At 73.3% G+C, this 11,696-nt stretch carries 10 protein-coding genes and 1 pseudogene; 2 read left to right on the plus strand and 9 right to left on the minus strand.

What is annotated here, in order from left to right; translation table 11 throughout:
• Nucleotides 1-4 precede the first annotated feature (4 nt).
• Nucleotides 5-682 (plus strand): response regulator, encoded by a 678-nt coding sequence (locus AWQ68_RS00880; protein WP_373281479.1) that lies wholly within the window; start codon nucleotides 5-7, stop codon nucleotides 680-682.
• Between the two features lie 9 nt (nucleotides 683-691).
• Here the strand turns inward: AWQ68_RS00880 and AWQ68_RS00885 are convergent, their stop codons facing one another.
• The 5 genes from AWQ68_RS00885 to AWQ68_RS00900 form a co-directional block, all read right to left on the minus strand.
• Nucleotides 692-1,621 (minus strand): cation diffusion facilitator family transporter, encoded by a 930-nt coding sequence (locus AWQ68_RS00885; protein ID WP_066933002.1) that lies wholly within the window; start codon nucleotides 1,619-1,621, stop codon nucleotides 692-694.
• A 32-nt stretch (nucleotides 1,622-1,653) separates the two neighbouring features.
• Nucleotides 1,654-2,811, minus strand: coding sequence for an SIS domain-containing protein (locus AWQ68_RS00890; protein ID WP_066933005.1), 1,158 nt, complete (start codon nucleotides 2,809-2,811; stop codon nucleotides 1,654-1,656).
• Nucleotides 2,808-2,981 (minus strand): Trm112 family protein, encoded by a 174-nt coding sequence (locus tag AWQ68_RS40330; protein WP_084463531.1) that lies wholly within the window; start codon nucleotides 2,979-2,981, stop codon nucleotides 2,808-2,810. Before AWQ68_RS40330 ends, AWQ68_RS00890 begins: the two co-directional genes overlap by 4 nt.
• Nucleotides 2,982-2,987: 6 nt before the next feature.
• Complete coding sequence (locus tag AWQ68_RS00895) at nucleotides 2,988-4,343, minus strand: phosphomannomutase/phosphoglucomutase (protein ID WP_066933008.1); 1,356 nt, start codon at nucleotides 4,341-4,343, stop codon at nucleotides 2,988-2,990.
• Between the two features lie 89 nt (nucleotides 4,344-4,432).
• A complete protein-coding gene (locus AWQ68_RS00900; protein ID WP_066933011.1) occupies nucleotides 4,433-4,798 on the minus strand; it encodes a DUF3499 domain-containing protein in 366 nt (121 codons plus the stop codon).
• A 126-nt stretch (nucleotides 4,799-4,924) separates the two neighbouring features.
• Between AWQ68_RS00900 and AWQ68_RS00905 the strand changes: the two genes are divergently transcribed.
• On the plus strand, nucleotides 4,925-5,383 hold the full coding sequence (locus AWQ68_RS00905; RefSeq protein ID WP_066933014.1) for a metallopeptidase family protein: 459 nt from the start codon (nucleotides 4,925-4,927) through the stop codon (nucleotides 5,381-5,383).
• Nucleotides 5,384-5,395: 12 nt separating this feature from the next.
• Here the strand turns inward: AWQ68_RS00905 and AWQ68_RS00910 are convergent, their stop codons facing one another.
• From AWQ68_RS00910 to AWQ68_RS00925, 4 genes and pseudogenes are all read right to left on the minus strand, one after another.
• Nucleotides 5,396-6,862, minus strand: a complete 1,467-nt coding sequence (locus tag AWQ68_RS00910; protein ID WP_066933017.1) for a DUF5719 family protein — start codon at nucleotides 6,860-6,862, stop codon at nucleotides 5,396-5,398.
• Nucleotides 6,859-9,699, minus strand: coding sequence for a glycosyltransferase (locus tag AWQ68_RS00915; RefSeq protein WP_084463532.1), 2,841 nt, complete (start codon nucleotides 9,697-9,699; stop codon nucleotides 6,859-6,861). The genes AWQ68_RS00910 and AWQ68_RS00915 overlap by 4 nt, the downstream gene beginning before the upstream one ends.
• A 166-nt stretch (nucleotides 9,700-9,865) precedes the next feature.
• On the minus strand, nucleotides 9,866-10,123 hold the full coding sequence (locus AWQ68_RS00920; RefSeq protein WP_066933023.1) for a WhiB family transcriptional regulator: 258 nt from the start codon (nucleotides 10,121-10,123) through the stop codon (nucleotides 9,866-9,868).
• A gap of 191 nt (nucleotides 10,124-10,314) precedes the next feature.
• A pseudogene (locus AWQ68_RS00925) lies at nucleotides 10,315-11,696 on the minus strand (hypothetical protein); the annotation flags it as partial.

Consider the following 11,696-nt stretch of genomic DNA (forward strand, 5'->3'; position numbering starts at 1 on the left):
CCCCATGACCGCGCCGATGACCAGCGTCATCGTCGCCGACGACCAGCCCGTGGTGCGGCGCGCGTTCGCCGCCATCCTCGACGCCCAGCCGGACCTCACCGTGGCCGGGGCCGCCGCCGACGGGGCCCAGGCCGTACGGCTCGCCCAGGCCGTACGACCGGACGTCGCGCTGATGGACATCCGAATGCCGGAGATGGACGGCATCGAGGCGGTCCGGCGGATCGTCGCCGACCTCCCCACCCGGCCCATCATGATCACGACCTTCGACCTGGACGACTACGTCTACGACGCGCTCGCGGCGGGCGCCGCCGGGTTCCTGCTCAAGGACGTCACCGCCGCCTCGCTCGTGGAGGCGGTGCGGATCGTCGGCAGGGGCGACGCCCTGCTCGCGCCCAAGGTGACGCGGCGGCTGATCGCCGAGTTCGCGCGGCAGCGTCGCAGAGTCTCCCGTCCGACGGACGGCCCGCCACTGACGCCCAGGGAGACGGACGTGTTGACGCTGATCGCCCGCGGCATGTCGAACGCCGAGATCGCCACCGAGCTGGTGGTGTCGGAGCACACCGTCAAGACCCACGTGGCCCGCCTGCTGGCCAAGCTGGGCCTGCGCGACCGCACCCAGGCGGTCGTCCACGCGTACGAGACGGGCCTGGTCAGGGCGGGGACGGGCGGGGCTTGGGAGTGAGCGGTGGGCTCAGCTCACCGGCGCGTTGCTTGAGCGGTAGAGGTCGGGCTCCAGGTAGATGACCCGGGCGATCGGCACGGCCTCGCGGATGCGCCGCTCCGCCTCGTCGATCCCCTGGGCGACCTGCGCCGCCGTGTCGTCGTGCTCGACCGCGATCTTTGCCGCGACCAGCAGCTCCTCGGGGCCGAGGTGGAGCGTCCGCATGTGGATGACCCGGGCGACCTCCGGAGCGCCTTCGAGCACCGCGCGGATCCGCTCCTCGATCTCCGGGTGGGCGCTCTCGCCGATCAGCAGCGACTTCGTCTCCAGGGCGAGGATGACCGCGATCGCCGCGAGCAGCAGGCCGATCATCAGCGTGCCGATGCCGTCCCAGATCCCGTCGCCGGTCACGACGGCCATCGCCACGCCGAACAGCGCGAAGAGCAGGCCGAGCAGCGCGCCGAAGTCCTCAAGCAGGACGACCGGCAACTCGGGGGCCTTCGCCCGGCGGATGAACGAGAACCACGAGTGGTCGCCCTTGAGCTGGCGCGACTCCTTGATGGCGGTTCGGAACGAGAAGCCCTCGGCGACGATCGCGAAGACCAGCACCCCGAAGGCCCACTGGGGCGCCTCCACCGGGTGCGGATCGGAGATCTTGTGCCATCCCTCGTAGATGGAGAACAGGGCGCCGACCGTGAACAGCACGACCGCCACCACGAAGGCGTAGAAGTAGCGCTCACGCCCGAAGCCGAACGGGTGCCTGCGGGTGCGCGCGCGCTCCGCCCGCTTGCCGCCGATCAGGAGCAGCGCCTGGTTGCCCGAGTCGGCCACCGAGTGCACCGACTCGGCGAGCATGGAGGACGATCCCGTGAAAAGGAACGCTACGAACTTCGCAGCCGCGATCGCCAGATTGGCGCTCAGCGCCGCGACGATCGCCTTGGTACCGCCACCAGCGCTCACAGAACACTCCTCACGAATCGACCAGAGGGATCCTATTGGGAAACTCTGGCCCGAAGCTCGGCGATGACCGACATCGGCGCGGGATCGAGCCCATAGCCGAGGGCGAGGTAGGCGGCGGCGAAATCGCCCAGGCCGACAAGCGCGGCCAGCCGCTCGAACGGGTGCGCCCCCTCGGACGCGATCTCCGAGACCGGGACGCCCCGGTCCTGCGCGAGCCGCAGGGACGTCTGGCGGCGCTCGGCCACCTCCGGGTGCTCGTCGGCGTCGCGCAGCAGGAACAGCCGCACCCGCGCCCGGGGACCGGACGCCTCGTCGTCACCGAAGTCCTCGAAGATGTCCCGGGCGGCGAGAGGGCCGTCGAGGACGCCCGCCTGGTCGTGCGCGGCCTCCGGCAGCGCGCCCCAGACGGCGGGACAGCCGGCCTGCTCGGCGAGCTGCGCCGCCAGCCGGTGCGCGGCCACGGCGGCGATCGGCGCGGTGCCCCAGATCATGGGGATGCCGTCGGCGAGCTCCATGGCGAGGGTCTTGCCGGGGTTGATGAAGGAGTCGCTCGCCGGCCGGCACCGGTGCGCGATGTCCTCAAGCCGCTGCGCCGCCGCCTCGAAGACCGGCTCACCCGCGTCGGTCAGGCCGAGCGCGGACGCGGCGACCAGCAGCGGCACCGCCAGGCCCCACATGGTCGCCGCGGGCTGACCCGCCACCGTCGAGATCGGCACGAAAGGCGCCCCGGCCTGCGCGGCGAGCGCGCTGAGCGGTGTGTCCGCCGGACCCGCCGCGAGCAGCGAGCACCCCCGGCGCACCGCCTCGGCCCCGAGCGCGAGTGCCTCGTCGCCCCGCCCGGTGAACGAAAGCACCATGACCATGTCGGCCGCGCCGATCCAGCCGGGCAGGCGGTACCCCCGCACGGTCACGATGGGCAGGGGCGCGCCCGGCCCGCAGACCGCGTTCAGGACGTCGCCCGCGATCCCCGCGGCGCCCACGCCCGCCACCACCAGGGCGCGCGGCCTGCCCTGCCCGGCCACCCGGGCCGCCCCCGCCTCCACGGCGGCGCGGTACGCGGTGCGGATCTGGGCGGCCGAGGACGCCACGGTGCGCAGCATGCCTGATGGATCGCCGTCGGCCAGGTACGCCTGGTCGTCGAGCCTGCTCGGGTCGAACCGGGGGACGGACGCCCCGCCCGAGAGCGTCATGCCTTACGCGCCTCGTCCACGAGCAGGACGGGGATGTCGTCGCGTACGGGATACACGAGCCCGCACGACTCGGAGGTGCACGCCAGCTCGTCGGCGTCCGTGCGGGGACGCAGCGGGGACTTGCACGCCGGGCAGGCGAGGACGTCCAGCAGCCAGTCGTCGATCTTCAAATCCTGTCAGCTCCTTAGGGCGGCGAGGACCTCGTCCCGCACGGCCGCCATCTTCTCCTCGTCGGCCGCCTCGGCGTTCAGGCGCAGCAGCGGCTCGGTGTTGGACGGGCGCAGATTGAACCACCAGTCGTGGCCGTTCACCGTGAGGCCGTCCAACTCGTCGAAGGTAACACCCTCACGACCCGCGAAAGCCCCGCGCACGGTCTCCATGGCGGCGGCCTGGTCGGCGACCTCGCTGTTGATCTCGCCGGACGCGGCGTAGCGGGAGTATCGCCCGAGCAGCTCCGACAGCGGCCGGTCCTGGCCGCCGAGCGCGGCGAGCACGTGCAGCGCCGCGAGCATCCCGGAGTCGGCGAACCAGAAGTCACGGAAGTAGTAGTGCGCGGAGTGCTCGCCGCCGAAGACGGCGCCGGTGTGGGCCATCTCCGCCTTGATGAACGAGTGGCCGACGCGGGTGCGGACCGGGACGCCCCCGTGCTCGCGCACGATCTCGGGCACACCCCTGGAGGTGATCAGGTTGTGGATGATCGTGGCGCCCGGGTGCCGGGCCAGCTCGCGTACCGCGACCAGCGCGGTGATCGCGGACGGCGACACGGACTCGCCGCGCTCGTCGATCACCCAGCACCGGTCGGCGTCGCCGTCGAAGGCGATGCCGACGTCGGCGCCCCGATCGACGACGGCCTTCTGCAGGTCCACCAGGTTCGCCGGTTCGAGCGGGTTGGCCTCGTGGTTGGGGAAGCTGCCGTCGAGCTCGAAGTAGAGCGGGGTCAGCTCCACGGGCAGGCCGGCGAACACCTCGGGCACGGTGTATCCGCCCATGCCGTTGCCCGCGTCGACCACGACCTTGAGCGGCCGGACGCCGGAGAGGTCGACGAGCGTCTTGAGGTGGGCGGCGTACCCGGCGAGCAGGTCCCGCTCGGTGACCGTGCCCGCGCCGGGCGTGCCGCCGAGGCCCGACTCCAGCAGCTCGGCGGCGCGGTCGCGGATCTCGCCGAGGCCGGTCTCGCTGCCGATCGGCACCGCTCCCGCACGGCACATCTTCATGCCGTTGTAGCGGGCGGGGTTGTGGCTGGCGGTGAACATCACACCGGGCAGGCCGAGGCTGCCGCTGGCGTAGTAGAGCATGTCGGTGGAGCCGAGCCCGGCGTTCACCACGTCGGCGCCGCGCGAGGTCGCGCCGCGTGCGAAGGCGGCGGCCAGCGGGCCGGACGAGGCGCGCATGTCGTGCGCGATCACGAGGGAGCGCGCCTGCGTCACCTCGGCGAAGGCCGCCCCCACCGCCTCCGCGATCCGCTCGTCGAACTCGCCCGGCACGACGCCGCGCACGTCGTACGCCTTGAAGATCTTGGTGAGGTCGCCCACCGCAGCCCCCCATCGTTTGATTTGCCGCGCCCGAGCCTACAAGGCGCCGCCGACACGGCGCGCGTGATCCGTCGGCGGTCGGCCCGCCGTCACCGCTCCCGGTTGGGCTGGGCGGACTTGAGCACCCTCAGGTGGCCGCGGCGGCCGACCTCGACGGCCTGGCCGACGGGCTCGCCCGCGGCGGGCGCGGGCCGGGCGGCCTCGCGGACCGCGTTGGCGAGGGCTTCCAGATCGTCGCCGCTCGGCGCTCCGGGCTCGGACGGGAGCCGCACGACCTCCCACCCCCGGGGGGCGGTGAGCCGTTCCGCGTGCTCGGCGCACAGGTCGTAGCAGTGCGGCTCGACGTACGTCGCGAGAGGGCCGAGAACCGCGGTCGAGTCGGCGTAGACATACGTGAGTGTGAAGACGGCAGGCTGCCTGCAGGCGGTACGGGAACAGCTGCGGACGGGGCTCACGGAGGGACCGTATCCGGTCCGCGTTCACATTGCCACCACCCCGCCGCTCTTAACGAGCGTGTCGCCACAATCCGGACACCGCCTCACCCTCGGTACGACACGCCGCCACTCCTTTAAGCTGGCCGCGTGAGCGAGCGAAGCGGAGATTCCCGGCGCCGGGTGCGGCGGCGCGACCGGCACGGCCGTGGGCTGCGCGGACCTCTGGCGCCGTCGCACGTCCCGATCGCGAAATCGCGCGGCGAACGCTTCGACGACCTGGTCCTCGACGCGGTGGACCGGCTCAAGCCCCGGTGGGGCAAGCAGCTCGCGACGATGGAGTTCGCGGTCGAGGAGGTGCCGCCGCCCGCCGAGCTGATCGACGGCCCGGCGCGGCTGGACAGCGACCCGATCCCCTTCGGCCGGGCGGAGACCGCGGCGGGGTCGGATCCCGCGATCGTGGTGGTCTACCGCCGTCCCCTTGAGGCCAGGGCGCGCGACCGCGACCAGTTGGGGGCGTTGGTGAGCGACGTCATCGTGGAGCAGGTCGCCAGCCTGCTCGGTCTCACCCCGGAGACGATCGACCCCGGGTACGACGACCGGCACTGACCCCGCGCCCGCCTACGGCAGGACCGCGCCCGGCCACTCGGCGGTGGCGGGCACCAGCGCCCAGGTCCGCGCCTGCGCCAGCGGCTGAACGGTGAGCAGCACGCCCTCCGGGGTGTCCTCGCTCAGCACCCGCCCGCCGTACACGGGGCCCGATCCGGCCACCGGCACGATGTGGACGGCGAAGCCGGAGCGCGAGCCCGGCGGCGGCTTGAGCTTGATCTCCTTGCTCCGGGCGGCGGGCAGCGCCACCTCGACCGGCTCGGCCGGGGCGCCGTCCTGCGGCAGGATCCGGATCCGCACCGTCGCGGCGCCGAAGGGCGCGGACAGCACCAGCCGGGACTGCTGCACGCCACCGCTCTTGGCGGACTTCGCACCCGGACCGCCGTCGGCGACCACGCTGCCGAGGTCGATCGGTGTTGCGCCCGCGGTGAAGGCGACGTCCTGCCGCGAGCCCGTGCCGGTCATCCTCATCCCCGCGACGATGGGCTGGTCCGCGGTCAGCACCAGGGCGCCGGCCTGGCCTCCGACACCCGTGGTCAGGTCGAGCGTGGTCGTGGAGCCGGCCGGCACCTCCACGGTCTCCTTGTTCTTCAGCGCGTACGAGCCGTCCTTCAGCACCGCCTTCACCTGGACGATGGCGTCTTGCTCGCCGGGGGTGGCGACGTACAGCTCGCGCTGGCCGGCGCTGCCCGGGATGCCGGGCACGACCACCTGGGTGGACGGCGGCGCGGCGGCGGGCAGCCAGTCCACCCCGCGGCCCTCGCCAAGGGACGCCCGGACGGCGGCGGCCACCCGGCCGCCGCTGGTGGTCACCTGCACGGCCATCACCAGCGGCGACGGCGCGAGGTCGCGCAGCTTGACCTCGCGGTACTCGCCGGGCTTGATCACCAGGCCGTTGCCGCGGTCGGAGAGCACCGGCCCCTCGCCCGCGTAGACCATGACGGCGACGTCGGCCGCGGCCTCGTCGGAGTTGGCCAGATGGAGGGTGACGTCGGCGGCGGCCGGGCCGGGCCCGATGAACCACGCCTCGGCTCCGGGCTCGACGCAGCGCACGCCGGACAGCCCCCGCTGCGCCCCGGAGGTGACGCGGGTGGTCTGCGCGGCCTCCAGGCCCGCCGCCATCGCGCCCATCCCGGCGACCGTGACCGGCCGGGTGCGCAGCGGGACGTCCTGACGCCACAGTGCGCCGACCTTGTCGAGCGAGGCCAGCGGCTTGCCGCCCTTCATCTGCTCGACCGTGGCCGCGCCGGACCCGCCGTCCCCGGTTCCCTGCTCGGCGGGGGGCGTGATCACGTTCAGCCGGCCGCCGGCGGGGTCGGGGCACACCATGGACACCGACTCCACCGCCGTCTTGACCTTCTGGGCCGTCTTCTGCGGCACGGGCGCGGGACGGCTGACGAAGGCCACGCCGTACAGCGCTCCGAGTGCCACCAGCACCAGAGCGAGCAGGCCGAAGCGGTTCTCGATCAGACCCTTCATGCGGGCACCCGCTCCTCGGGGTTCCTCGGACGCCTCCGGGATGGCCGGGCCGGCTCCGGCGCGTCTCCGTAGTCGTCGTACTGCTCCGCCGTACGGGCGCCGGGCGAGGCCAGGACCAGCACGAGCGCGACGAGTGCCGCCTGCGCCCACAGCCAGGTCCGGTGCCATCCGTCGCTCCCGGCCGGAGGGCGCGGCACGGTGACCGTGCCGACCACGCGCCACAGCCCGCCCACCTCCGAGAGGTTCATCCGCGTCAGCGCGGGCTCGGAGTCGAGGACGCGCTGCAGCGAGGCCTCCACGGGGCCGGGCACGGTGACGAACTGGATGCCGTACGCGGCGAGCGTCCGTACGTCGTCGCCGCCCCGGCCGGAGGCGAGGCCCGCGACGGCCGCGCCGACCCGGGCGGTGTCCGCCTCCGGCGAGCGCAGGTCGGACTCGCCGATCAGCGGCGCGCGTCCCGGCAGGATCGTGTACGTCAGGCGGCCGCCCTCGGGACGCATGAGCAGCGTGCGCTCACCGCGCGGCGAGAACGCGGCGGCGAGCGGCGGCAGGGGGTCGCGCAGGTCGCCGCGCAGCGGGCCGCCCGCCCCACCCTTGATCCACAGGCCGGCCGCCGCCAGCGGCGTGGCGAAGGCCACCGCGACGATCAGCAGGGCGCCCAGCCGCCGCACCCCGCCCGCCGCGCGGAACTCGGCGATCCGGTGCGCGGTGAGCGCGGTGGCGACGAGCAGGCCGGTGGCGGCGAACGCCAGCGGGACGCCGGGCCACTCGCCGAGCCTGCCCACCACGACCGCGAGCAGCACGCCGAACAGCGTGACGCCCCAGCCGATCGCGACGACCGTCTGGTGGCGGCGCAACAGCAGCGCGCCGAGGGCGACCGCGACCAGGCCGCCGGTGACCCAGACGGGCGGCGTCCCCGGCCCGCCGGGGTTGAGCATGAGCAGGGCGTCCGCGCTCACCCGTGGGTCGGCGAGCGCGGGATCGGCCAGCCCCGACTCGAGCAGGAGGCGGCGCGGCTCCAGGACGATCCCGGCGATCCAGGGGAACAGCAGGACGATCGGCGTGCCGAGGCCGATCGCCAGGGAGAGGCCCACGCCGCGCCGGATGCCGCCGAAGGACACGGCGGCGAGGCCGCCGAGGATGGCGACCACCACGTAGACGAGCGGGTCGAACGCGGTGCCGACCGCGAGGAGCAGGCCGAACCCCCACGCGGCGCGGCGCGACCCGGCGACGACCCGGGTGGCGAGCGCGGCGTAGACCGGGATCAGGATGAGGATCAGCGCGGTGCCGACCCGACCGGCCGCGATCACGCCGGTCGCCAGCGGCAGCAGCGCGTAGGTCGCGGCGAGCCACACCCGGGCGGGGGTGTAGGAGATCATCCGTCTGGTCGCGGCGTACGCCGAGAGCCCGGCGAGGGGCACGCAACCGAGCAGCAGGACGGACACGGCCAGCGCTGTGTTGCCGAAGAAGAGGGTGGACAGCGCCGCGATGACCGCGACGTACGGCGGGGCCCAGGTGTCCGAGCCGAGCCCGGCGACGTGGTGGCTCTCCGTGTAGAGCCGCCACAGGTCGGAGGCGCCGCCGGTGACCGGGACGAGCGCGCCTCCGCCGAGCAGCCCGCCGCCGGTGAGCAGCGGCCACTCGGCGGCCACGGTGATCCCGGCGAGCAGGAGGAAGAGCAGCACCCCGGGGCTGGAGAAGATCCGCTGGGACAGCCCGGAGTCGGTGAGCAGCTCGTCGCCCTCCTCCTCGGCTGCGCCAGCGGCGTGGTGCCGCCCGGCCGAGTCGACCGGCCCCTCCCCCGCGAGGTACCGCTGGACCATGTCGGCCAGCCGCCGCCAGGTGGCCCCGGGCGGGGTGAGCAGCCGCGCGACCGCGGGATATCCCTGTTTCCTGCCCTTCTTCCGCGCCCGCCGGGCCTTGATGAGCCGTACGGGATTGCCGAGGACAGAGCCGAGCGCGGCGACCTCGTCCAGCGCGTTCGCCGGCTGCTTGGCGAGGAGGAACAGGACCGTGCGGGCCAGCGAGCCGGCGATGTTACGGAAGATCGAGCGGACCAGCGCCAGGAACGGCAGGTTCGCCATGATGACGAACAGGCCGTTGCGCCGGTCGAGGCGGCGGGGGTGGTCTTCGCTGACGGCGATCCGCCGCCGGCGGCGGGACGCCGCCTCCGCGTGCCAGGCGACGGCGGCGGTCACGTTCAGCACCCGGTGCCCGGCGACCCTGGCCCGCCAGCACAGGTCGAGGTCGTCGCGGAAGAGCGGCAGCACCGGGTCGAGCCCGGCCAGCTCCTCCCAGACGTCGCGGCGGATCAGCATGCCCGCGGTCGAGACGGACAGGACGTCGAGCACTCCGTGGGTGCCGTCGTGCTGGCCCTGGTCGTACTCGCGGGGTTCGAGCCCGGTGTCCCTGCGCCCGGATCGGCCGACGGTGACACCGATCTCCAGCAGGACACGCCGGTCGAGCCAGTCGCGGAGCTTCGGTCCGAGGATCGCGGCCTTGGGGTTCTCGTCGGCGGCGCGCAACAGCGCGTGGAGCGCGTGCGCGTCCGGAGCGCAGTCGTCGTGGAGCAGCCACAACCACTCCTGCCCCTGGGCACGCGGAAGGCGTCGTACGACCTCGTGGACCGCCTCACCGAACCCCGTGGAGCGGGACAGGCTCAGCACGCTGCCCGGGCCGAACGCCTCGGAGAGGAGCCGGCCGCTGCCGTCACGGCTGCCGTTGTCGACGCCGGCGACGCGGTCGAGCGGCCGAGACTGGCGGAGCACCGCGTCAAGCGTCTCCTTGAGCCAGCGGGCGCCGTCGTGGGCGACGACTATCGCGGTGACGGAGTGCACGTGGATGAGTCCTCGGGGGGTTGTCCCGCAATCCCATTACATGTCACGAAATCGCGGGGGATTTCGGGTCAAGCGCGACAACCCTACGGCACCCCACGCCGAACCGATCAAACCGAGAGCACTAATCGTCGGCGGGGTCACGCGCCAACCGCGTGACCCCGCCGACTCACACCGCCTGGCGCTTGATCCTGCGCCGCTCCCGCTCCGACAGCCCACCCCAGATGCCGAACCGCTCGTCGTGTTCGAGCGCGTACTCAAGGCACTCCGCTCTCACCTCGCACGAGCGGCACACCTTCTTGGCCTCGCGGGTGGAGCCACCCTTCTCCGGAAAGAACGCCTCCGGGTCGGTCTGAGCGCACAGCGCACGCTCTTGCCACCCAAGATCCTCACCGTCGAGCGCCTGTGCCATGACCTGCTCGGCCATTGCACACCTCCCTGTCGCTCGCCAGCCCACAATGGAGCCCCCCATGGAACGCCTTCCTGGTTACCCAGTTATTGGAAGGCGTAACAACATGTCTGTAATTACACGCGCGTGTCGCGTGTGGCGTCAAGCGGCATACCGATACCCGGGGAAAGACCTGCTTGCCCCGGTTCGCGACCCTTGTGTTAGCCGTATCAGCGTTGGGAACCGTACCAGGGGGCCTGCGGGTCAGATCCGTGACCTGCCTGCTCTGTGCTCACACCTTCCTCAAGCTTTGCCTGCGACCGCTCGGGAGCGTAGATCGCGGTCGGATCGATGGTGTCCTCGCGACGCGACGGCCCGCTGATCGGGTCCCCCTGATAGAGGTTGGCGTCGAAACGCATGGTCTGGTCGCTCGGGGCGGAGTATCGGGAGGGCTCGGGCGTCTGGGAGTGTCCGAGCGGGTTGTCGTAGTAGTCGGGATAGTCCTGGGGCGCGGTCTGGGAACCCGCGTAGTCCACCGGCTGGGAGTGCTGCTGGTAGTTCTGCGCCTGCTGGTAGGCCGCGGCGAGCTGCTGCTCCCTCGGGTCCACGCCCGGCTCGTACGGCCGGGACGGGTCGAAGGCGGTGGCCGGCTGCTCGAACGAGGAACCCTGGTCGGCCCCCTGCCCGCCGAAATGGCCGCCCTGGTAGCCGGCGAACGCCCCCTGGCCCTGCTGGCCGTACGGCTGCTCGGCCTGCTGGCCCTGCTGGCCGTACGGCTGCTCCGCCTGATGGCCCTGCTGACCGTACGGCTGCTCCGCCTGCTGGCCCTGCTGACCGTACGGCTGCTCCGCCTGCTGGCCCTGCTGGCCGTACGGCTGCTCCGCCTGCTGGCCCTGCTGACCGTAGGGCTGCTCGGCCGGGCGGCCGTAGGGCTCCTGCCGGCCGTACGGCTGGGCCTGCTCGGCGGCCGGGTAGCCGGGCTGGTTGAAGCCCTGGTCGGCGTACCCCTGGTTGGCGTAGCCGGGCGTCTCGACCTGGGGCGCCGGCGGGAACGGGGGGCCGTCCTGCCGGGACCCGAAGGCGCCGTAGCCCGATCCCTCGCCCTGCTGCCCGGCGTAGCCGTGCTGGTCGAACATCGGACCCTGCGGCGGCTGCGGGTAGCCGCCGGTCTGCTGCGGGAACGCCTGCGGAGCGGGCTGCGCCTGCTGAACGGGCTGGACGGGCCCGGGCTGGTGGGGCGCCTGCTGCTGGGAGGGCTGCTGGGAGCCGTACGGCACGACCGCGGCGGACGAGGGCTCGCCGGCGTACGTCGGGGAGTCGGAACCGTAGCCCTGGGCGCCGAATTGACCGGCGGGCTGGGGGTCCTGCTGCGGGAACCCCTGGGTCCCCTGCGCGTACCCGTCCTGGTAGCCCTGGACGGGCGCGTACGGCTCGGCGGGCGAGGGGCTCTGGACCGGCGGCGCGGCGGGGACCGGGGACGGGGAGGCGGGGGCGCCCGGCCCGGCGGCCGCGGCGGCGAAGGGCTGCTGGTCGTGCTGCGGCCGACCGTACGGGGGCTCCTGCTGGCCGAAGGACGAGTCCTGGGCCTGGCCGAACCCGCCATCCTGGGGGC

The sequence above is a fragment of the Microtetraspora fusca genome (assembly GCF_001570365.1).
GTDB lineage: Bacteria > Actinomycetota > Actinomycetes > Streptosporangiales > Streptosporangiaceae > Microtetraspora > Microtetraspora fusca.